This window comes from Streptomyces chartreusis, from assembly GCF_008704715.1.
Lineage (GTDB): Bacteria > Actinomycetota > Actinomycetes > Streptomycetales > Streptomycetaceae > Streptomyces > Streptomyces chartreusis.
Genome location: NZ_CP023689.1, coordinates 138,938 through 160,690, shown reverse-complemented (window position 1 = coordinate 160,690; position 21,753 = coordinate 138,938). Strand labels below are relative to the sequence as shown.

Below are 21,753 nucleotides of genomic sequence, written 5' to 3'. Positions count from 1 at the left end.
CGTTGGCGCGTTCGGTGAATCGCGACGTGCACGCGGTACGTGAGCATCGACCTGGTCCGCTATCGACCCTCCGGCGACGACCTGCTCGGCCTTGAGACGGTCGCCTCGGTCAGCGGGGCCGGATGGCGGGTTGTCGGCCACGACTCGCGCCGGCCGCACCCGCGGACGCCCGGGCCCGCGTCCAGCGATGCGGATCCGGTATATGACGGCTTCGGCCTGGCCGCAGTCGTTGAGGGTACCTGCGGTTACCAGGAATGCCAGGGGCCGCCCCGTCCGTCGCAGGCGAGGTGGATCTTTGTGGTCAACCCGCCGCGGAAGTGTCCGAGTCCGCCTTCGTCGAGCCCCCTTTGGCGGCGGTGTGCTGATGGGCGCAGCCGACGGCGACCAGCCAGTCCAACGCGGCGGTGCTCTGGGCCGCGGCCAGGAGACGGTCGAGGTGCCGGCCCTCGGCGGCCCAGCGGGCGAAGCGGCTGTGCACGGTCTGCCGGGGCCGAACCACTCGGGCAGGTCCCGCCAGAGCACGCCGGAGCGGACGGCGCGATCACCGTCCACGCGGCATCAGAATCTCAGACGCATCCCTCCCGACCATCCAACGGTCCGGTGATCGACAAGACACTGCCTAAGGCCTTGCCGGGCGTGGGGGAGAGAGCGACGGCACCTGATCCTGGATGGAGCACGGTGTCGTGGGCGGCAGGGGGCAAGCGATGCGTGATCGCTTCGCGGGCATGTGCAGAGTGGCGGTAGTCATGGTCGGTGCAGCCTCGTGCTGGGCCGCATTCGGCTGTTCGTTCCACGAAGCTGGATGCCGTGCCGGGGCGTCGGGAACGGCAGAGGCCCTTCGCCTGTGACCATGAGGCGTCCAGTGAAAGTGGCCGGCGAGGAACTCCGGGTCGCAGGGGCCGAGGTGCCGCCGCTGCGGGGCCCTCGCGGGAATCTGCTGTAGGTGATGTGGTGAACGGGTTGACCTCGCTGCCGGCCGTGGTGCTGGTTGTGGGCGGGCTCTTGCTCGCCTTACTGATCACGGCCGCCGCGCGGGTCGGTGTCCGGGCGCTTGTGCCGATCGGCGAACAGGACCAGGTAGCGCAGATCGCCATGCCCCTGATGTCGTCACTCGGTGCCGCCTTCGCGATCTTTGCGGCACTCTCACTGTCCAGCGAGGCCGGCTACCTGCGCGCCGCGGAGGCATTGGTGAGCGACGAGGCGGCCGCGGCCTCCCGCCTGGCATGGGCGTCGACGAGTCCCCGAGTCCAGTCGGAGCCGATCCAAGCGGCGCTGCTGGACTACTTGCAGACCACGCGTGCCAGGGAATGGGAGGGCGCGGCAGCGGCGTCCGGTGACGACCCGGCAACCGCACGCGCGATCGCACGGCTGGAGCGCAGCGTTCGCGCTGAGGCGGCCCGGCCCGAGGTGGGAACCACGACAGGCACAGAGCTGGTGGCTTCCCTGGACGGTGTCACCAGTAGCCGTCGAGCCCGCGTCGCGGCTGCCTCGCACGACGTTCCCGTGCTCTACGTCGTCACGCTCGTGGTCAGCGGATTGGCCCTGGTCGTGAACGCCGGCGCACTGGTCTTCCGCACCAGCCTGCGAACATCGCTTCTCGTCGCTGGCGTCGCGAGTGTGGTGGGGCTGAGCCTGGCGCTGCTCCTTGCACTCAGCGGCTCCTGGAGTGGGCCGTTCATCGTGAGCGGGCATCCACTCGACTCCATCGTCGGCGACCTGAAGTCCGGCTTCTTCGACGGCAGACCGTAGGGGCGGGCAGTGCCCTGACCGCGCAGTGCGGGCTACTTGGTGGCCCGCCGCGCAGCAACTGTTCCGGCGGCAAGGCAGGACGCGTAGGCAGCTGGAGCCGGCTTGAGTCGTTCGCCGGCATTTACGGGTGTACGGCCGTGGGACCGGATCCGGGCGTCCGTCTCGCCCGTGCGGCCGTGAACGGCGCTGAATGAGACGGAAACTGGGACGGACAGTGGGGCCGGGACCGCTAGCATCTCTGCTGTTGGGGGGAAGCCATGGCATTGGTCCGCAAAGGATCACGACGGTCGTCGTGCACGTTCGCCGTTGAGCATGCGGACACCCGGGGCGTGGCGCTCGTCGTCACAGCGGATCAGCCGTTCCAAGCAATCGCATCGGGCCGTTTGGCCGGGCCTGTGCTGCCGTCAGGTATTCCCGCGTCTATACGAGTTGCCCTGCGCGGGGGTTGGACCCCGAAGGATCCGGGCTCGGCGTTTCACCTCGACCAGTCGGTCGGCTTCACGCCTTCGCACTGAGCCAGGAGGCCCTCCTTCGTGTCCGTGCAGTTACAAGCCGGCCTGATCAGCGCCGGCGTGTCGACTCTGATCCTCGTCCTCGGTGAGCTCTTCCTCCGGCAGCGCGCCCGCCAGGAGAAGAAGCAGGGCATCCAGGCCACTTACCAGAAGTACACCGAGCCGCTCGCGCTGAGTTCGATGGATCTCTTCTGGCGCCTCCGCGAGGTCTTCGATACATCCGGCGCGGGCTTCTACCTGCAAGGCCAGGTCCATCGCACCAAGTTCGAGCACTACAAGGCCCTCAGCACGCTCTATCGACTCGCGGTCGTGCTCGGCTGGATTCGCGCCCTGCGGCGCGAGTTGTTCTTCCTTCCAGGGGCCAGCAAGAAGACGCTCAAACGGCTTGACGATGCGCTGCATGCTTTCACTTCGGCATTTGCCGAGGGAGGGCACGTGGAGGTGAGGAGGGTCGCTTCGTTGATGAGCCTGTGGAGCATCAGTGCGAGCCCCTCGACCGAGGTGGTCACGCAGGCGGGGATCCGGATCGACCGCGAGCAGAGAAGGTTCCTTCACGAGGCGCAGGTGGCTGGCGCCAACCAGTTGTCCGACGACGACCAACTGCGGTTATGCCAAACCGTGGCCGACATGCTGGCAGACGTGATCGAATGTCCGCGTATCGCCGACGGCATCGTCGAGGAGACGCGGCACCGGGCGATTTCATGTCTGGCGGTCCGCGAGGCATGGATCTACCGTGACTGGCAGGCCGCGATCGGCGACCTGGTGCTGCGTGACGCCCAGACGGGCCAGCGCCAGTTCGAAGTCATCGGATACAAGCAATTCGAGGCGATGGGCAGCAACGGCGAGGAAGAGGACCGCCTGTGGCTGCGCCGGCTCAACACCGTCATCGATGACCTCGACATCGGCGGCGACCGCACGCGCGATGCGCGCATAGACCAGCTCGGGGAAATCTATATGGCCACCGCGCGCATCATCGAAGCACTGCACAGCGACGACGCCGCCCGATCCAGGATCTCTCCGGCAACGGTGCGTGCTGTCGAGGAAGCGCTGGCCTCCTCGATGGCCGGCTAGTCGCCAGGTGAGAGGCCTGCCGGCAGTTGCCGAGCTCGCGTTCGGCACCCTCTCCGGGCAGGTGTCGCGCTCAACGCCCGATCACCGGCGACGCTCATTCGAGGGCTTGGTCCCTGGGCCCGACGGAGCCACCGTCGCGCCTGGCCGGGAGACGAACACCATGTGCGAAGCACCCTCGACTATCTGGGTCTTCACGCCAGATCGCAGGGCCATGAACTCCTGCGTCGCCGGTGGGATGATCCTTTCGGCGCCGCCGACCAAGTTGTATCGGGATGGTTTGCCATGCCTGTGGACCTTTGGCGGATTCGCGCAGGGCGGCGCTGGTGGCCGGGCGTTGCGTGATCGACTGCGCTCCGTGGAACTTGCACGGATCGGCCCGGAGCCGAGCTGAAGTAGGTGACTCGTCCGTATGGCGCCGAGACGGGCTTGAGGTCTGTCGGTGTTGACGGGAACAGGGCTCACGGGCTCGAAGCAGCGGGGTCGGCCAGTGCGTCCGCGGTTTGGGTGAGGTGCTGGATGAGGACCTCGGCCGCCGTGTCCGCGTCGCGGGCCAGCGCTGCCTCCTCCAGCCGCCGATGCTCAAGGGCCCCGTCCCGGCCGGGGGTTCGCTGCGCCGACCAGCGACGTGCCAGCTCGCTCGCGGTCCACATCCGGTCGAAGGTCTCCAACAGGACGGGGTTGCCGCACCCCTCCAGCAGGGTGCGGTGGAAGACCCTGTGGGCCTCGGACCACGCGCTCGTGTAGTACTCGCCTTCCTCCGGCAGGTACGCGGGAGTGCGGGCCAGGCGGTGGTGGGCGGCACGCACGCGCGCCTCCCAGTCGACGTCCCCGCGCTCGATGGACATCCGCAGCACCACGGGTTCGACGGTTCTGCGGGCCTCCGCGATCTCCTGCCAGCGGCGGTCGGTGACGGCCGGGACGGCGAAGCCACGGTTGGGCAGCCGGTCGGCGAGGCCCTCGCCGACCACTCGGACGAGCGCCTCGCGTACGACGGCCAGACTCACGCCTTGTTCCTTGGCGAGGTCCTGCGGCTTCAGCGGGTCGCCTGGAGCGTGGTCACCTCGCAGGATCGCGTCCCGCAGATGTGCGTAGACCTGCTCGGAGAGCATCTGCTTCCCGGCGGGGATCGAGGTGTGCGCCTTAGCCATGTGCGCAGCATAGACGATCCCGCAGATAATCGATTATCTGTGTTACTGTCGATTTACGGATGGCGCGGCTGGGCGCCGACATGCGCTCTTCCGTTGCCCTTAGGGCCCGATGGGCCACACCGCCGGCGCCATCGCGCCCCCAAGCGCACAGCTCCGAGAGGAAACGACGTGCTACACGCCAACGACCCCTTCGCCCGCCTCCCCGAGGCAGCCTCGTTCACCGTCACCAGCACCACCGTCACCGACGGTGCAGCCTGGCCGCAGGAGCAGCGCGCCTCCGGGCTTCCCGGCGGGAAGGACATCTCCCCGCAGCTCTCCTGGAGCGGCGCACCGGAAGGCACCGAGAGCTACGCCGTCACCGTCTACGACCCCGACGCCCCCACCGGGTCCGGCTTCTGGCACTGGGCGGTCGCCGACATCCCCGCCACGGTCACCGCGCTGCCCGAGGGCGTCGGCGACGACACGGGCTCGGGCCTGCCGGAAGGCGCCTTCCAACTGCCCAACGACGCCCGCCTGTCCCGCTACATCGGCGCCGCTCCACCGGCCGGGCACGGCCCGCACCGCTACTTCGTCGTGGTGCACGCCCTCGACGTCCCCTCCGTCGGCGTTCCCGCCGACGCCACCCCCGCCGTCCTCGGCTTCACCATGGCCGGCCACACTCTCGGCCGCGCGGTCCTCACCGTCACCGCCGAAACACCCGCCTGACAACCGGCATGACCCGACTCATCGACACCACGGAGATGTACCTCCGCACCCTCCTGGAGCTTGAGGAGGACGGCGTGGTCCCGCTGCGCGCCCGCATTGCCGAGCGCCTGGATCAGAGCGGCCCGACGGTCAGTCAGACCGTTGCCCGAATGGAGCGCAACGGCCTGCTGCGCGTAGCCGGCGACCGTCATCTCGAGCTGAGCGACGAGGGCCGCCGACTGGCCACGCGAGTCATGCGCAAGCACCGGCTCGCGGAGTGTCTCCTCGTCGATGTACTCGGGCTGGAATGGGAGCAGGCCCACGCCGAAGCCTGCCGCTGGGAGCACGTGATGAGCGAGGCCGCCGAACGCCGCGTCCTGGAACTGCTGCGGCACCCGACCCACTCGCCGTACGGCAACCGGATCCCGGGCCTCTCGGAACTCGACGAGGAGGGAGCCGCTGATCCGTTCGACCACGGCAGCGCGGTCGGCCTCGGCGATCTGGCGACCGGGCCGGACGGTGTCAGCGCGGTCGTCCGCCGCATCGGGGAGTCGGTCCAGGCGGACTCCCGGCTGCTGGGCGCGCTGCGGCACGCCGGGGTGCGGCCCGGCGCGGTGGTCAGCGTCACGTCGTCGCCCGACGGCGTGACGGTCGGCGGCGACCGGGCGACCGCTGCACTCCCCGCGTCGGCCGCCGCACATGTCTTCGTGGCCGAACTCTGAGTCGGAGGGGCGCCTGTGCGCTGCCGTGTCCCAGCCGCCGAATGCCGCGGTCACGCCCGCTGATACGCGGGCGTGACCGCAGGTTCCATTTGGAGGCCTACTGAGCTGTGATGCTCAGAAGGCGAATGCCGATGCGCCCTGGGTTTCCTTGACGCATGAATTGGCGAACGTGTGCTCGTAGTTCACTCGCGTCCCCCGCCATACGCCCTGGATGGTGACGACCACGGGCCGGTACTCCTTCGTGCAGGGCCGTCCCGCGTCGGTTCCGCGGAGGGTGGCCAGGCGTCCGAGGTCCCCGTTCACGCGGTCCATTTCCGCACAGGCCTGCCGCGAGTCGGGGTGCGTCCCCGAAGTGATGTACGCACAGTTCAGCGTCACCGCCCGCTCCGGCGTCGTGGTGACGGCCCGCTCGCCGTGGCCCGTGGTGAGGACCAGGGCCGAGGGGGCGTACATCGATGCGGGGGCGCTGTGGGCGGGAGTGCTCAAGGGTCCCGCCACGGCTGCGGTGAGCAAAGCTCCTGACATTGCCCAGCGTGCCATCGGTCGCATGGTGTGTCTCCTCTCTCCTTGCGTTGCTGAAGGCTTCGAAGTACCCGTCCTAATGCCTCCATTTCAGTGCGGACAAAAATGAACCACTCCCATCGCTGTAATTCGGATGAAATTGCCCATTGAAGCAGTGGCTTGATTGACCGGGCCGTCTCCAAGGCTGAGGAGGTGAGCAGCTCTTCGCGCAATCTGCGGGTGGTGGATGTGGCTGAGGCGCCCGGGGTGCGAAATGGCCTGGATGTTCTGGGTGCGCCAGGGGTGCCGTAATGCGTTGCCGTACGGCACAGGAGCCGCGAGACGGATGCAGGGCGGCGAGCTTCAGCGCGGGCTGATGCGGCGTCAGCGGCCTGCTGAATCAGCCCTTACTTCCCTGGCGGCGCGGGTCCCCGAGGCCAGCGCGCCCTGCACCGACCCGGTCGCCCGGTGATCACCGCACACGTACCGGCCCGCGCCGAAACGGGTCGGGCGGCTCAGGGGCCACGGCGGCGGCATGGCGGGCAGCGCCGACGGGACGGTGCACGTGCCTACGTGGCTCCAGACGCTCGTATCGGCGTCGTACATCTCGGCGAGTCGCCGCAGCACGGCATCGTGCGTGCCCGGTTCGTCCGCGGACAGCACGGAGGTCGAGACCAGCGAGGTTCCGGGCGGCGCGTAGGAACTGGACACCTCGGTGAGGACGCACGTGTTCAGTACCGAGCCGGTGCTGTCCACCAGGAGGGTCGGTTCCGTCAGCGGCCTGGTGTCGGCCGCGTGGTAGTAGGTGGTGACCGTCCGCCCGTCGGGCACGGGCAGCCCCGGCAACAGGCGGGCGGCTGTGGCCGCGTCAGTGGCGACCACGACGGCCTGGGCCGGGAGTTCCTCCCCGTCCGCGAGCAGAACGGACGACGAGGTCACGTCCGCCACGGACGTCTCCAACCGCAGGACACCGGGGGGCAGGCTCCGGGCGAGCTGGGCGGGTACGGCACCGATCCCCTTGGCCGGAAGGCACAGGGTTCCGCGGACCATGCTCCGCCAGACCAGGTGAAAGAAGCGGGCCGACGTCTCCAGCCGGTCCTCCAGGAACACCCCGGACAGGAAGGGCCTCAACAGGACCTGGACCGTGGCCTCCGACAGCCCCGCTCGCGTGAGGGAGTCCGCCACAGTCATGTCGGTCCGGCGCTTGACCAGCTTCGTCGGCAGCAGCGTGTCCCCGGCCGTGATCGCCGTCAGTGCTGCCAGATCGCGGGGTGGCAAGGCGCGCTGCTTCAGGAGCGACGCCGCGGCCTTCCGGTCACGGGTCGGGTCGGTGAGTCGTACCGGCCCGGCCGGAGTGTGCACGACGAAACCAGGAGTGAAGGGACGCAGCCGCAGACTTCGAAGATCGACACGGCGCTTCACCTGCGGGTAGGCCGTGTTGAAGACCTGGAACCCGCGATCGAGCAGGAAGCCGTCCCGCGCATCCGTTCTCATGCGTCCGCCGACGCCGTCCGAAGCCTCCAGGAGGGCCACCCGCTGCCCGGCACGGCAGAGGTCCAGAGCGCACGCGAGTCCGGCGAGCCCCGCACCCACCACAATGGTGTCGAGCCGTCCGTCCCGAGGGCGAAGGGTCATCGTGCTCCTCCTCGTTCTCCGTGCCAGGGCGAGGCCGCGCGGCTCGGGCGCCGACCGGGCTGCGGGGCAAGGGGCCTCACATTCGTCGGGCACCCAACAGGTCTGGGCTGCCGGGCGTTGGCGGGCCTCGCGTCGGCGCGGCTCCTGTTCACAGCATCATGTTGTCGCGCCGAACGCCAGGCGCCATGACGGTCGCGCGGCGAAGGGCCTCGCCCTGTCACCCCGTCACCGCAGACTCCACGATCACCGCAGCTTCCGCCGGCCCGGCACTCCCGCCGGGACCCAGCGTGACGACACCGCTCTCGGCATCGCTAGGAGCGGCGGCCGGCGTCGCCCATCTGATCGGCCCCGAACGATGCTCCCGACCCGCTGCCGCAAACTGCTACGACACCGGGGACTTCCCCGTGCTCTGCCCCCGAGACCTCGCAAGCTCCGCGGCGAACTGTGCCCCCGTCAGCAGGGCAAGGTTCGACAGCCACAGCCAGACCAGGAAGACGACCACGCCCGCGAGTGAGCCGTACAGCCGGTTGTAGGCGGCGAGCGTCGAGGCGTACAGGGAGAAGCCGGCGGACACGGCCAGCCACAGCACGGCGGCCAGCACCCCACCGGGCAGGCTGTGTGCGCGGCGGCGGGCCGACGGCGGGCCGGTGTGGAAGACCACCACGACCAGTAGGGCGACGAGACACACCAGGAGGGGCCAGCGCAGCAGACCCCACGCCCAGGCCGCGGTGGCACCTACGCCGAGCGGGCGGCTCACGGCCTGCGCGAGCGGGCCGCTCAGCAGCAAGGTCAGCGTGCCGACCAGGAGCAGTCCGACCAGCGCGAGCGCCGTGAGCACAATCCGGTGCGCCGTGCGCCAGGGTGAGCGGTGGTCCTCGACGCGGTGCATGCTGTGCAGGGCGCGGCGGAACACGGCCAGATAACTGGCGGCCGACCACAGCGCGCTGGCCGCGCCGACCGCGATCAGGGACCAGGCTGCGCCGCCCCTGCTCAGGGCCCGGGCGAGGACGGCGTGCAGCTCGGCACCGGACTGGGCCGGTGCGTATGTGGTGACTTGGGTGACGAATTCCTCGGCGGTGCCGGGGCTGATCATGCCGAACACAAGGACGGTGGCCGGCAGCGCCGGGAGCACGGCCAGGATCGAGTAGTACGTCAGCGCCGCCGCGTAGTCCGAGACGTCGTCGTTCCACAAGGACACCGGCGTGCGCCGCAGCGCCGGCCACCAGGCCGCGTGCGGTCGTGTCCGGCCGACGGGGGCGGCGTTTGCCTCAGCGGACATGGGACGTGCGGATCGACTCGGTGCTCAGCCGGCGCACGGCAGGGCCATGCCTGCGCTCCACCTCCGCCAACGGGCTGCTCATGCCGATCCGCCTCTCACCCGGTTCCGTTCCTGTCATTCCTCGTGCCCGGACGCGGCGACTCCACGCAGGCATTGGCCCTGGTCCCGGACTCTTCATATGGACGATGCGTCGCGGCCCACGTGGAGCAGCGGGGCCGTGGCACGGCAGACCTGGCTGCCGGTGAAAGTGGTCAGACACTGCTCGGATGTGGGTGTCGTGACACTCGTCGGCCGAACCGTCGGCGGCTAACGCCCGCGCGACTTCGTGTTCCGTATATGCCTTTGACGGCAGTAGCGCGATTCGACCAAGGTGTGCCCGTCACCCATGCATGGTCCGGCCGACGGACCCCGTGACGCCTCAACAACTAAGCCCGCATGAGGGGGACTTGGATGATCGTCGTGTCCGCGGCATCGGGAGCACTCGGACGGCTGGTCGTGGAGCAGTTGCTGATCCGAATCCCGGCGAAGGACATCGCCGTCGCGGTGCGATCCCCCGAGAGCGTGCCAGGCTTCGCCGCCCGGGGCGTCCAGATCCGGCGGGGTGACTACGACGTACCGGGCACGCTCCCCGCGGCCTTCGAGGGCGCCGACCGGCTGTTGCTGATCTCCTCCCCGGAACTCGACCCCATCCGCCGAACCAGCCACCACAAGGCCGCCGTGGACGCGGCCCGCAGGGTCGGGGTCGGCGCGGTCGTGTACACCAGCTTCCTGGATGCCGACACGAAGGCAGACGGCGTCACCGCAGCACACCACGTCACCGAACAGGCCCTCCGCGACAGCGGCCTCGGCCACACACTGCTGCGCAACCCCTTCTACAGCGAGGCGTTCCTCAATGCCGGGCTCAACACGGCCATTGCAGGCGGAGAGTTGTGGGATGGCACCGATGGCAGAGGGATCAACACCGCCTCCCGCGCCGACCTCGCCGAGGCGGCGGCCCGCGTGCTCACCGAAGACGGGCACCTCGACCGTGCCTACGACTTCACAGGGGCCCGGTGGACCTACCCCGAGCTTGCGGAGGTCCTGACCCAGGTGTCCGGCAAACCGGTGCGGTGCCGGCAACGATCCGAACCCACCGCCGGCATACAGGGCTGGCTCGAACACCAGGTACGGTCCGGAGCCCTGGAGCGGCAGACCGGCGACCTCGGCCACGTACTCGGCCGTGCTTCGACCCCTCTGCACCGGGCCGTGCGTGAACTTGTGCCGGGGAGCGGCAGCTGAGCGTCGTACGTCTCTGCGTAGGCCGTTGAGTATCTGGTCCGCCTCGTCGGCCGATGTTTGCGCTGAGTGTTGACCGATCAATACATCCGATGTCTACTTTGCTATGGCATGACCATGCCGACATCTTGGTGTACCCGCACGCCGTACCTCCGCTCATCGCAGGCACTTCGAGAGTGACCAACCTCGCGTGCCTTGTTCTGGTTGTTCTTTCCGTTCCCCGATCGGAGGACTGCCTCTCCGTGCCCTCGTTCGGTACTGGGAAACGAGCGCACTGACGAAGTGGTCCGACCGAGTCATCGGGTTAATCAAGTTCGGTGTCGATCGGTCGTGTTCAGCCCCCGGCGCTGTCCGGTACCGGTCGTCACCTCATGACCAGCAGGGAGGGCATTCGATGAGACTGCGCAGACTCGTGCGAGCCGCGCTCGCAGCCGTCTGCATCATGACCGCGACCGCCGTAGGCCTCACGGCTCCGGCCACGGCGGCACCGACGGACGCCGCGTTCGACTCCGCCACCGGAGCCCTGAACGTGGATCGCGCCGCCTACCTGTCCAAACACGACCTCGTCTACAACCGGCCCGCCACCAACCCGCTGCACGGGCTGACCGTCGGCAACGGCCGTACAGGCGCGATGGCCTGGCAGGCCAACGGGCTGACCATGCAGGTGTCCGGCGTGGACACCTCGCAGCAGACCGCGTTCGGCGCGGGACTGCTCAACCTGTCCACCACACCGCCACTGGAGAGCGGGTACAGCACCTACCAGCAACGCTTGTCGCTCTACGACGGCACCCTGACCACCAAGTACGACGCCAACCGCACGGTGACGGTGATGGGCGTGCCGAACTCCGAGGTCATGGGCGTGCACGTCGAGGACTCGCGCTCCGGGGTCTCCGCGGTCAACCTCGACCTGGGCCTGTGGGACACATCCCAGCTGGGCAACAGCGGTGACGTGCCCAACCTCGACACCTGGAAGACGGTCTCGACGTACGCCGACTCCACGGGCGCCGGACTCAGCCGCGGCCAGTCCGACCCGCAGAACTTCGGGTACACCCTGGCGGCCACGGTCGAGGGCGCGGCGTACAACGCACGGGTCGTCGACGGCCGAACCGTCCGGCTCTCGATCACTCCCTCCCGCAGCTACACCATTTGGTTCACCGCCAGCAGCAGGCTCAACGCGCCCTCCCACGACTCGGTGGCCGAGGCGAAGCGCGCTCTGGCGGCGGCCAAGAGCCGCGGCTACAGCGCGACGCTCAACGACTTCCGGTCCTGGTGGCACGACTTCTGGGGCAAGTCGTTCGTGCAGTACTCAGGGTTGTCGGGAGACGCGGACTACCTGGAGAACGTCTACTACCTGAGCACGTACATGATCGCCGCCGGCGGATACGGGACCAATCCGTTCCACTTCATCAACGGCGTCTTCCGGGCCACCCGTGACCAGACCAAATGGAGCAACGCCTACTGGTTCTGGAACCAACGCGACGTCTACAACTCCTTCCTCGCCTCCAACCACGTCGACCTGCTGGCCGGCTTCAACCGCCTCTACAGCCGCAACTCGGCGGCGCTGAAGTCGTACACCCGCACCCGCTACAACGTCGACGGGCTCTGGGTGCCGGAGACCATGGGCTGGGACGGCAACGCGCGGGGCACGGTCAACAGCGACTTCACCAACAACATCTGGTCGACGGGCACCGAGGCCGCGTACAACATGTACCTCCAGTACGCGTACACCAATGACTCCGCCTACCTGCGGAACACCGCCTACCCCTTTATGCGGGACGTGGTGAAGTTCTACGCCGCGAAGCTGTCCTACGACTCCGCGTCCGGCAAGTACCACGTGGCCAGTTCGCACGCGCACGAGACGTACTGGAACGTACCGAACGCCATCACCGACCTCGCGGCGGTACGCACCCTGTTCCCGCTCACGATCCGCGCTGCCGAGTCACTCGGCCTGGACGCCGAACTGCGCCCGCAGTGGCAGCGGATCGTGGACAACCTGATCACCTATCCGTCCACCGCGGACGTCTACCTGCCGCACACGCCACCGCTCGCGCAGACCCGCAACGGAGAGAACGTGGCGGCCGAGATCATCTGGCCCTACGACCGCACCGGCATCGGCTTCCCGGACCACCAGAAGGCCGTGAACACCTTCAACGCACGCCCCTTCCCGTACGGCAACGTGTGGGCCAACGACGCCGTGCAGGCAGCCCGGTTGGGACTGGGCGACCAGGCCTACCAGGGCATGAAGACGATGCTGCGCAAGTACCAGACCTATCCCAACGGGATGACCGACAACACCAACGGCGTCTTCGAATACCTCGGAGTGCACCTCGCTGCTCTCAATGAGTCGCTGCTCCAGTCCTACAACGACAAGATCCGTGTCTTCCCCGCGGCTCCGAGCGACTCCTCCTTCGTGGGACGGTTCACCCTGCTCGCCAAGGGCGGCTTCACGGTCAGTTCGGAGCGTGAGGCCGGCGAGGTGAAGTACGTCGGCATCAAGAGTCTGTACGGCAACGCCACGCGGGTCGTGAACCCGTGGGGGAGTCAGCAGCTGAGGGTCCGTGACGTCGCCGGTGGTGCCACCGTACTGACCACGAGCGCCGCCGAGTTCGACCTTCCCACGTCTGCCGGAAAGGTGTACGTGGTGGAACGCACCGCCAAGCCGCTGTCCACCTACGCGCCCGTACGACTCACCGGGTCCGCGAACGAGGGTGAGAAGACCCTGGGCGGCACCACCTCAACCCTCGGCATGGCCCGCACCCCCAACCCCATGGTGAACAACACGCAGCTGACCTACGACGGCAACTGGCACGCCACCAGCGGGCGCGGCTACGGCGACTACAACGACGACACCCATCACAGCACGACGCTGAACGCCGTGGCCCAATACACCTTCACCGGCACGGGAGTTGCCTACCTGTCCGAACGCAACGGGGACATGGGAACGGTCGACGTATATCTCGACAACGCCTTCCAGGCGACCGTGGATCTACGGGTGTCCGGTGCGAGACAGGTGCAGCAAACGGTATGGCAGCGCACCGGACTGACTCAGGGCACGCACACCATCCGCATCGTCAACCGAAGCACCTCGGTGGGGATGGTGGACGCCCTGCGCATCACACCGTAGGGACCGCCGGAGGCGGGCGCATCCTGAAAGGGGCTCGGAGTGAGCACTCACTCATTGACGGAGTGAGTGCTCACTCCGTAGTCTCTTCGTCATGGAGACACCCAGGGAAAGCCAGACCACCCGCCGCCGCGCCCCCGCCATGTCGCCGGAGCAGCGCCGCGAAATGATCATCCAGACCGCGATCCCGCTGATCGCCGAATACGGCGCCGCGGTGACGACAGCGAAGATCGCCCGCGCCGCGGGCATCGGCGAGGGCACGATCTTCCGGGTCTTCGCTGACAAGGACGAGCTGCTGCAAGCCTGCGTGGCCGAGGCGCTCTCCCCGGAGCACGCGATCCGCGAACTCGACGCGATCGACATCTCCCAGCCGCTGCCCGTCCGGCTCGCGGAAGCGGGCGAGGCGCTCCAGGCGCACATGTCCAGGATGGGCGCGATCCTCGGCTCCCTGGGGCATGGCGGGGGCAAGCACCCCGGCACGGTGCGCGGCGCGGGCCGCCAGGAGTCGACGGCCCGAATCCGCGCGGCCCTCGCGGAGCTGCTGGAGCCCGACAAAGCCACCCTGCGCCGACCGCCCGAGCAGATCGCGGCCCTCTTCTTCGGCCTGCTCTTCACCCAGCCACGGTCCGAGGACGAGCCCGACCTGACCCCGCAGGAGCTGGTGGAGGTCTTTCTGCACGGAGCGCTCTCGGGGGGCGCCAAGTGAGCACGCGCAGAAGGCGCGTGGGGGTTATGGCCTTGGCCGTTCTGGCCCCCACCGGATGAAGGCAACTCCCGCCGGCTGCCGAACTCGGCGCTGTAGGGCTTCTTACAGTTCGGCCACGCCCCATTCCTGGACGACCACCTCGTCGCCGACGGACAGCTTGCCCGGCCGCACCACGGAGAACTTCGCGCCGAACACCACACCTCCGCTCGCCGCGCGCCGGTAGCTTGCCAGCGTGCGCAGCGGCTCTGGCCCCTGCCGCGCCCCGGCCTCCTGGTCGACCAGGGTGACCGCGCAGCGCACGGCGAGCTTGGCATAGCCCAGTTCGGCGCCGCCGATCCTGATGCGCCGCGCGCGGTCCTCGGCGTGCGGTACGGCCGCCCAGTCGCCGCAGTCACGGTCAAGGTCCTGCCCGGGGCTGCTGTCGACGACGATGTTCGGGCGGAAGCGGTTCATCGGCAGGGGAGGGGAACCGCGTTCGGCCATCCGCCGGTTGAGGAGAGCGAGGGAAGACCGGGACAGCAGGTGTACGGCACTGCTGTCGGCGTAGCCGGAGGGGCCGGGAGTCAAGCCGTCGGCGACACGGTCGTGTTCCGGGGGTACGCGGACCAGGCGGCTGGGGGTGCTGAGGACCTCCGAGAGCCAGGCAGCGGCTTCGTCACCCTGGTCGATCCCCTGGAAGGTGGCGCCGAACAGGTCGACATCGCGTCGCGGTGCGGACGTGGTGATGCTGAGGTGCACTGTGCCGTATCGGCCCGTCGCGTCGGTTGCGTCGAGCGTGAGCCGACTGCTGTCGGCGCTGACTGTGGGCCGGATCAGGGCGAGGCGCGGATGGCGGCGCTGGGTGCGGTAGACCCCGTCTTCGCTGATCACCATGAAACCGCGGTCGTGCGTGAGTCCGGCCGGCGTGAGGAGCGCATCGCTCATCGACGTGCCCGCACATCCCTTGATGGGGTAGCAGACTATTTCCACCACGTCGGCCATGTGCTGCCTCCTGCGATCGATGGCCAGAGCAGAACGCCAGTCGGGGTGCTGCAACTACTCTGCTGATCCTTGCAGTTGGCGTCCTCACGCGGAGGCGGAGGCCACGAAGAACGGAATGGCGACGAGGAAACGGCCGGCCTCGGCGCGTCGGCGCTGTTCGGCCAACCACTGATCTGCCTGGTCACGGTCGACAGCTCCGTCGGCGCAGGCCGACTCCGCGAGCCTTGCGACCAACGACAGCATGGCTGGCGTGGTGAACACGCTGGTGTGCACCTCGACCGTGACACCGGCGAAGCCGCCGGCCAGGAGCAGGCTGCGGTACTGACGTCCGGCGCGGGGCGATCCCAGGAGGTCGGCGCGGGCGTGCACGATCGTGCGGGTGAGCGCCGCGTCATCCGAGTCGATCATGATGGCGTCCCAGTCCTGGCCGACCAGAACGATCCTGCCGCCCGGACACAGGACCCGTCGTGCCTCCGCCACCGCCCGCCCCGGCTCCTCAAGCACGTGGAAGACCTTGTCGGCACGGTAGCCGCGCACACTTCGGTCGGCGAAGGGCAGATCCTCCGCTCCCGCCTCCCGGAACTCGGCCTCCGGCCACCGCTCCCGGGCCGCGGCCAGCATCCATGGGCTGGGGTCCACGCCCACCGCGTGGACCCCTCGCTCGGCCATCTCGGCGACGGCTCGCCCGGCGCCGCAGCCGACGTCCACGACGGTCGAGCCCGGCACGAGGGACAGCAGTTCGTAGGAGCGGGCCCGCAGCCGAGTGGCACTCGGGATCCGGTCCGCGGCGTCGAGGACGGCCAACAGGTCTTCGGTGTCGCGGCGCTCTTCCACCACTTCCTGTTCCTTGGACATGGACGTCATGCTGCGACTTAATGTCGGCATGAAGTCAAGCCAGCACAACGGCGTCGGCACGTTGAGTATCGGCGCCCTCGCGGCACGGTTCGGCCTGGCCACCCATGTGCTGCGGCACTGGGAGGCGATGGGTCTGCTGCACCCGGGCCGGGATGCCGGCGGGCGCCGACGCTACGGTCCGGACGATCTCACCCGTGTGGCGACGATCCTCGTCCTCAAGGAGGCCGGCCTCGGCCTCAGCACCATCGGAAGCCTGTCCACCACCGTCGACCGCGCCACCCGGCAGGAGATCCTCCGTCCCGCGGCCGAAGAACTCCGGTCGAGAATCGCAGCGGCCCAGGCCTCACTGGCACTCATCGAAGGCGGCCTGAACTGCGAGCACGAGGAGGTCACTCGGTGTCCGAACTACCAGCGACTCATCGCTGAGCGGACCGGTTCCTGAAGTACGACTGGAGAGCCGGCGGTCGAGCCTGTCATCAAGACCGAAGGACGCCTGGGTTGCGAGTCGGCGACGGACCGTTCGGATGGGTGGGTTCCGGGCGATCGTTGAGCCATGCCCGAACTTGCCGACAAGCAGCCCTCCGGCGGAGAGGGTGCCCTCACAGCAGGTTGTCTCCTGTTTCTCGTACTGGTGGCGGACGTGGCGGCCGGGCTGTTGGTCGTCATCGTGCTCGCCGTCCGGGGACTGGGCCGGATGGACGCCGGCGCGGGACGGACGGCGACCAGCGCGCCACCCCTGGACTGGGCGCCTGTGCTGGGCTTCGGCTCACTGGCCCTGGCGGTGGGCGTGACTGCCGTCGTCCTGCTGCGGATCGGACACCAGGTCATCGGAGCGGTGCAGCTGACGGTCTGCCTCTTGCTGGCAGTCCATACGCTGTCGTCCTGGCCCTGACCCATGTCGGTGCGGCGGACAACGGACTTGCGCCGTTGCACGCCGCACCGGTTCTCGCCGGATCAGCTGAAGGGGATCACCACCACGGACTTGTCCGTGCCCGTCTGGAGCTTGGAGGCGCCGTTGCCGATGGCGCTCCAGACCTCGAGGCGTACGGTGCCGCCGTTGAGGTTGCCCAAGGTGCCCGTGGACGCCTTGAGGCCGCGTGTCTGCGTGTACTCCTCCCACCCGGCGACCGGGTCGGTGGCGAAGTAGTTGTACGTCTCGGTCCGGTCGAAGGTGCCGTCACCGGTGAGGTCGTAGCTGATACGGGCCTGTTGGCCGAGACCGACGGAAGTGTCGGCGTCCAGCTGGAGGCGGAACGTGGTGCCGGCACCCGAGGTGAGCGTGCCGTTGACTCCGCGGACCTCGTAGACGAGGGGCTGGTAGGGGGTGCCGTCGTGGTTGGTGCCGCCCGCGGAGGCGATCGTGTCGCTGCTCAGGGTGCCACCGGTCGCCGTGGTCAGCACGCCGCCGCTGCGCAGCTGGAAGGTGTTCCCGGTCGGCGGATCGGGGTCAGGGTCGGGGTCGGGGTCCGACCCGGATCCGGTGCCGGTCGCGGTTGAACGAGCCGGTACGGAAAGGGTCTTGCCGTCCGAGAAGGTGACGGTACGGGCCGACGAGCCGTAGTTGTGGGCGACGTAGGTGCGGGTCGTGCCCTTGGTGAGGACGGCGGAGGTGGGGATGTCGCCGGTCACCGTGGCGTCCGGGGCGCCGAGCGCGTCGAGGGTGTTGATCCAGTGGTAGGTGTGCGCCTTGGACTCTCCCTGTTCCGGGGTGTAGCCGGCGTTGCCAGCGTCCCACTTCGCCTTGGCCGTGGCCGGGTCGGCCATGGACTGGAACTCCCAGAGGATGTCGCGCCATTCGACGGCCGGACCGCCGTTCTCCCGCTCCATCTCCGCGATGTTGCGGCGTATGGCGGCCTTCTCACCACCGAGATGGAGTGATCCGCCGGTGACGGGCAGGACGTTGATGCCGTGGATCTCCTCGGGGTTGGCGGTCCACCAGGTGGCGTAGGCGGCGCCGCTGCCCCAGACCATGCCGGCCGTGTCGTGTCCGAACGAGGAGGGGAAGACCTGCTCGTCGGCGTCGAACCAGTACTGGGCTATCGACTCCGACTCGGTGGTCAGCAGGTAGGTGCCGAGGTCACGCAGCGAGGTGTCGCCGGTGGCGGAGCCCCACAGGACGAGGGCCGCGCTGAGGTTGGTGGACTCGGAGGAGGACTCCTGGTTGTTGCCGGCCGCGAAGCCCTGGTGGCCGGAGGCCCAGCTGTGGCCCGCGTAGACGTCGAAGCCGCGCAGGAAGGGGAAGGAGCCGTCGGTGCGGCTGGGGTTGGCGGTGTCCCGCACGAGGGTCTTGACCATGCCGCCCCACGCGGAGTCGGCGGCCCATCCCTGGTCGTACTGGGCGACGATCGCCGCCGCGTAGACGTAGTAGCTGTAGTGGAAGTGGTGGTCGTTGAGTTCGGTGTCGCTGCCGTAGGACGCGGGGTAGCCGGTGAGGGTCTTCCAGTCCTGGTCGTAGCTGAACTCGTTGGCGCCGCCGGCCGTGAACCACTCCTGGAGCTTGCCCTTGATCAGGCCGAGGAGCTTGTCGCGGATGCCGGTCTCACCGATCTGCTCCGCCACCGGCACGAGTTGGGCGAGGCGGCCGAGGGCTTTGCCGGTCCAGTAGGTGTCCGTGGCCCCGGAGAAGGGGTCGGAGGCATTGGCGACCTCGTTCAGGTACCCGCGTAGCCGGGCGGTGTCCACACCGTCCGACTTCGGCAGGGCGGGCAGTACCGCCGAGGCCTTCTGGGTCGTGGTGAACGAGGTCGACTCGCGGACCTTCATGGTGCCGCGCGGCGAGACGTAGGTGTAGGAGGTGAGGGCGTCGGTGGTGTTCAGCCACTGGTGGCGGTAGAGCGCCTGGAGTGTGCCGCGTTCGGTGCCTTCCTTGGCCTCCGTGGTGAGGGTGTAGGTGGCTTTCACGGTGCCACCGGTGTAGCTCCACGCCACCTTGGAGTCGGTGACGAAGCTGTAGGCGTACTTCTTGAAGGTCGCGAGCGCGTCGGTGTTCGGCAGTACGGCGACGGAGAAGTAGTCCTTGGAGCCCAGGCCCGCGGTGATGGTGGAGCCGGAGACGTTCCAGTCGCTGCCGGTCGGCGCGAAGAGGGCGTAGTGGTGTCCGCCGACGGTGATGCCGAGGACGTTGGTCTGGTCTGCGAAGACGGTGGGGGCCGCGGCGGTGGTGATCTGGGCGTTGCCGCCGGAACCCTTCGCGTATACGAACGGGGAGCCGTGCCCGATGGTCGTGCGCAGGGTGCGGGCACCGTCGGACCACAGGGGAGTGACCGTCCAGTCGGACCAGTCGTCGGCCTTGGTGTCGGGGGAGTTGAGGCCGGTGAGTCCGATGGTGAGGTCGCGCTTGTGGGCGTACTCGTACTGCCGGCCGTCACCGACGATCGCAGGTGAGGTCGGGTAGCCGACGTCGAGACCGCCGGACGTGGCCTGGTAGGTGAGGGGGTGCCCGTACATGGGGGTCGACCATGGGTTGTCGCCGTAGCGCTGGAAGGCGAGGGAGGACCACCAGTCGTTGGTGGGCACCGGCCGGTTCCGGGCGGCGGTCGTCAGCTTGGGTGTGACGGGTGTTCCGGTGTTGCTGGTGGGGCCCGACGTACCGGCGGGGCGAGTGTCGGAGTAGCTGCCGGAACCTACTGGAACGGTGGCCGCGGCCGCCGGTGAGGCGGCCGGGACCAGGCCTGCGGCGGCGAGCGCGGAGGCCAGAAGCAGTATGACTGCCGGTCTGCGTGGGGATGGCATGCGGGACCTCAAGTCTTCACTGGAGGGGAGTCTGAGAGCGCTCTCAGATGGCCGGAACGTAAAGCCTCTGTAATGCACGTGTCAATGGATTGAACGCGCCCGGTAGTTGACGGGTGATGAAGTCCGTTATGTCTTCGGCCCTTGATGATGAGGGCTGGGGAGGTCGGCTGCCGGGCTGCGGAACGCCCCCACCGCGCCACCGAGTTGGCCGGTCTCGACCCAGGGGCGTGGAGGTGAGCACGGCAACTGCCGGGGGTCGGGAGAGTGCCGACGGCGTCGGCGAGCGACGCCGTGCCGTCCTGGACGGTTTCGGCCTCGCGCGGACGTTAACGTGTCGGCATGATGGCGGGAAGTCCGGAGACCCGGCTGGTCGTACTGCGCGGCAACAGTGCCTCGGGCAAGTCGTCGATCGCGCGTGGGCTGCGGGATCGGGTCGGCCGCAACCTGGCCCTGGTCGGCCAGGACAACCTACGCCGCGTTGTGCTGCGCGAGCGCGACCGGCCCGGCGCGGCCAACATCGGACTGATCGACATGACAGCCCGCTACGCGCTGTCCGCCGGATTCCATACGGTCGTCGAGGGAATCCTGTACGCCGACCGCTACGGCGCGATGCTCGAGGACCTCGTCCGCGACCACCAGGGCACGACTCGCTGCTACTACCTGGACATCCCGCTGCAGGAAACCCTCGCGCGGCATTTGACGAAGCCCGACCCGGAGCTGCTGGCCCAGGTCACCGACCAGCACCTGCGGGACTGGTACCGCGAGCGGGACCTGCTGCCGGGCGAGATCGAAACCGTCATCGATGCCACCAGCAGCCTGCGTGAGACTGTGGACCGCATCATGCGCGAGACGGGCCTGGACGGGGTGCCGTCGATCGACCGCTGAGGACATCGGCCTTCAACGCCCGGTGCTGCTCCCGGAAGAGCGACGCCGCACGCGGCTGCGGGCGAGTCGTCTCGTCTTGGTCATCGAGGGCGACGTTCCAGGCTGGGTCCAACTGCGGGTATCGGATCATGGGTTGGTCTCAAGAGCAATTGACCCGTGAAGGAGAGAAGGTTGAGAACGCGGTTGAAGCTGACCCGCGACGGTGATGCGTTTATCGCCCGGCTTGCACCCTCCCAAGTCTCGGCGATGTACGAGGCGCTGAGCTATCTCCGTCATCGGGACTGCGATGACACGGCGCTGACCCTGTTGGTCGGTGCGCGCCGGGATGCGGTCGACGCAGTCTTGGAACGCCTGGTCGGACCGCACACGGAGTCCCGCGATTTCCGGTTCGCCACGCAGGAACTCCACATGGTGCACAGTGCGCTGACTGCGGCGCCCACCATGTTCCTCGTTCGCGACGGCGCCTTCTTGCAGGAGCCGTTTCACATCCGCCTCGGTTTCTACCGAGAGAACCTCGATGCCCTGGCGCATGCCATCGTGCAGGCTGCGACCGAAGGGTGACGCCCGATCCCAGCCATCGAATGCAAATGGGGTGGATGGTGGCAGCGCCATGGGTGATGTCAGGACGAGGAACGACCGCGCATGGCCGCGTTCTCCGCCTGCCGTTGGAAGGCCGCCCCGTAGGTGCCTTTGGTGATTTCCTGGACGACTCGGTCGACGGCCGCTCGCCGGTCCGCGTCGTCCCTCAGGGCCAGGGCCTGGTCGAGGTCCTGGCGTAGGCGTTGCGGCATGCTTCGTGCCTCGGCGGCGGCGACACGACGTCGTAGCCCTTTGCCGAACAGCCAGTTCATCTTGCTCCTCCTCCGCACGGCTTTGGGGCAGGAGCTTGACTGGGCG

General features: G+C 68.5%; 20 protein-coding genes and 1 pseudogene. 11 read left to right on the top strand and 10 right to left on the bottom strand.

What is annotated here, in order from left to right:
• Positions 1–132: 132 nt before the first annotated feature.
• A pseudogene (locus tag CP983_RS44555) lies at positions 133–528 on the bottom strand (transposase family protein); the annotation flags it as partial.
• A 423-nt stretch (positions 529–951) separates the two neighbouring features.
• Here CP983_RS44555 and CP983_RS00705 point away from each other — a divergent pair.
• On the top strand, positions 952–1,749 hold the full coding sequence (locus CP983_RS00705) for a bestrophin-like domain (protein ID WP_229914591.1): 798 nt from the start codon (positions 952–954) through the stop codon (positions 1,747–1,749).
• Positions 1,750–2,282: 533 nt separating this feature from the next.
• Positions 2,283–3,332, top strand: a complete 1,050-nt coding sequence (locus tag CP983_RS00695) for a hypothetical protein (protein WP_150498090.1) — start codon at positions 2,283–2,285, stop codon at positions 3,330–3,332.
• An 81-nt stretch (positions 3,333–3,413) separates the two neighbouring features.
• Here CP983_RS00695 and CP983_RS45150 read toward each other — a convergent pair whose 3' ends face one another.
• Positions 3,414–3,794 (bottom strand): alpha/beta fold hydrolase, encoded by a 381-nt coding sequence (locus CP983_RS45150; protein ID WP_373309774.1) that lies wholly within the window; start codon positions 3,792–3,794, stop codon positions 3,414–3,416.
• The gene (locus CP983_RS00685) at positions 3,791–4,480 is read right to left on the bottom strand and encodes a GntR family transcriptional regulator (protein ID WP_150498089.1); all 690 of its coding nucleotides are present in this window, start codon (positions 4,478–4,480) and stop codon (positions 3,791–3,793) included. Before CP983_RS00685 ends, CP983_RS45150 begins: the two co-directional genes overlap by 4 nt.
• A gap of 168 nt (positions 4,481–4,648) precedes the next feature.
• Between CP983_RS00685 and CP983_RS00680 the strand changes: the two genes are divergently transcribed.
• Together CP983_RS00680 and CP983_RS00675 are read left to right on the top strand one after the other, a co-directional pair.
• Entirely contained in the window at positions 4,649–5,185 is a 537-nt protein-coding gene (locus CP983_RS00680; RefSeq protein ID WP_150498088.1) for a YbhB/YbcL family Raf kinase inhibitor-like protein, read from the top strand.
• A gap of 8 nt (positions 5,186–5,193) precedes the next feature.
• On the top strand, positions 5,194–5,886 hold the full coding sequence (locus CP983_RS00675; RefSeq protein WP_150498087.1) for an iron-dependent transcriptional repressor DtxR: 693 nt from the start codon (positions 5,194–5,196) through the stop codon (positions 5,884–5,886).
• Between the two features lie 114 nt (positions 5,887–6,000).
• Here the strand turns inward: CP983_RS00675 and CP983_RS00670 are convergent, their stop codons facing one another.
• From CP983_RS00670 to CP983_RS00660, 3 genes are all read right to left on the bottom strand, one after another.
• A complete protein-coding gene (locus tag CP983_RS00670) occupies positions 6,001–6,435 on the bottom strand; it encodes a subtilase-type protease inhibitor (protein WP_107910903.1) in 435 nt (144 codons plus the stop codon).
• 336 nt (positions 6,436–6,771) lie between these two features.
• Positions 6,772–8,022, bottom strand: a complete 1,251-nt coding sequence (locus tag CP983_RS00665) for an NAD(P)/FAD-dependent oxidoreductase (protein ID WP_150498086.1) — start codon at positions 8,020–8,022, stop codon at positions 6,772–6,774.
• A gap of 382 nt (positions 8,023–8,404) precedes the next feature.
• On the bottom strand, positions 8,405–9,301 hold the full coding sequence (locus tag CP983_RS00660; protein WP_150498085.1) for a YihY/virulence factor BrkB family protein: 897 nt from the start codon (positions 9,299–9,301) through the stop codon (positions 8,405–8,407).
• Between the two features lie 450 nt (positions 9,302–9,751).
• On the opposite strand from CP983_RS00660, the gene CP983_RS00650 reads away from it, so the two are divergent.
• From CP983_RS00650 to CP983_RS00640, 3 genes are all read left to right on the top strand, one after another.
• Positions 9,752–10,579 carry an NAD(P)H-binding protein gene (locus CP983_RS00650; RefSeq protein WP_189748378.1) on the top strand — a complete coding sequence of 276 codons (828 nt, stop codon included), beginning with the start codon at positions 9,752–9,754 and terminating at the stop codon, positions 10,577–10,579.
• Positions 10,580–10,970: 391 nt separating this feature from the next.
• Complete coding sequence (locus CP983_RS00645; protein ID WP_189748375.1) at positions 10,971–13,700, top strand: glycosyl hydrolase family 95 catalytic domain-containing protein; 2,730 nt, start codon at positions 10,971–10,973, stop codon at positions 13,698–13,700.
• Between the two features lie 163 nt (positions 13,701–13,863).
• Positions 13,864–14,403 carry a TetR/AcrR family transcriptional regulator gene (locus tag CP983_RS00640; RefSeq protein WP_373309799.1) on the top strand — a complete coding sequence of 180 codons (540 nt, stop codon included), beginning with the start codon at positions 13,864–13,866 and terminating at the stop codon, positions 14,401–14,403.
• 102 nt (positions 14,404–14,505) lie between these two features.
• Here the strand turns inward: CP983_RS00640 and CP983_RS00635 are convergent, their stop codons facing one another.
• Positions 14,506–15,384, bottom strand: coding sequence for an MOSC domain-containing protein (locus CP983_RS00635; protein ID WP_150498083.1), 879 nt, complete (start codon positions 15,382–15,384; stop codon positions 14,506–14,508).
• An 84-nt stretch (positions 15,385–15,468) separates the two neighbouring features.
• Positions 15,469–16,239 carry a methyltransferase domain-containing protein gene (locus CP983_RS00630; protein WP_150498082.1) on the bottom strand — a complete coding sequence of 257 codons (771 nt, stop codon included), beginning with the start codon at positions 16,237–16,239 and terminating at the stop codon, positions 15,469–15,471.
• A gap of 7 nt (positions 16,240–16,246) precedes the next feature.
• Here CP983_RS00630 and CP983_RS00625 point away from each other — a divergent pair, with 7 nt between their 5' ends.
• Complete coding sequence (locus tag CP983_RS00625; RefSeq protein WP_229914697.1) at positions 16,247–16,681, top strand: MerR family transcriptional regulator; 435 nt, start codon at positions 16,247–16,249, stop codon at positions 16,679–16,681.
• Positions 16,682–16,792: 111 nt separating this feature from the next.
• Positions 16,793–17,131: an inner-membrane translocator gene (locus CP983_RS00620; RefSeq protein ID WP_150498081.1), complete on the top strand. Its 339-nt coding sequence runs from the start codon at positions 16,793–16,795 to the stop codon at positions 17,129–17,131.
• 62 nt (positions 17,132–17,193) lie between these two features.
• Here the strand turns inward: CP983_RS00620 and CP983_RS00615 are convergent, their stop codons facing one another.
• Positions 17,194–19,971 (bottom strand): glycosyl hydrolase, encoded by a 2,778-nt coding sequence (locus tag CP983_RS00615; RefSeq protein ID WP_150498080.1) that lies wholly within the window; start codon positions 19,969–19,971, stop codon positions 17,194–17,196.
• A gap of 342 nt (positions 19,972–20,313) precedes the next feature.
• Between CP983_RS00615 and CP983_RS00610 the strand changes: the two genes are divergently transcribed.
• Entirely contained in the window at positions 20,314–20,856 is a 543-nt protein-coding gene (locus CP983_RS00610; RefSeq protein WP_150506271.1) for an AAA family ATPase, read from the top strand.
• Positions 20,857–21,039: 183 nt separating this feature from the next.
• Positions 21,040–21,417, top strand: a complete 378-nt coding sequence (locus CP983_RS00605; RefSeq protein ID WP_150498079.1) for a hypothetical protein — start codon at positions 21,040–21,042, stop codon at positions 21,415–21,417.
• Between the two features lie 59 nt (positions 21,418–21,476).
• Here CP983_RS00605 and CP983_RS00600 read toward each other — a convergent pair whose 3' ends face one another.
• Entirely contained in the window at positions 21,477–21,707 is a 231-nt protein-coding gene (locus tag CP983_RS00600; RefSeq protein ID WP_150498078.1) for a hypothetical protein, read from the bottom strand.
• Positions 21,708–21,753 lie beyond the last annotated feature (46 nt).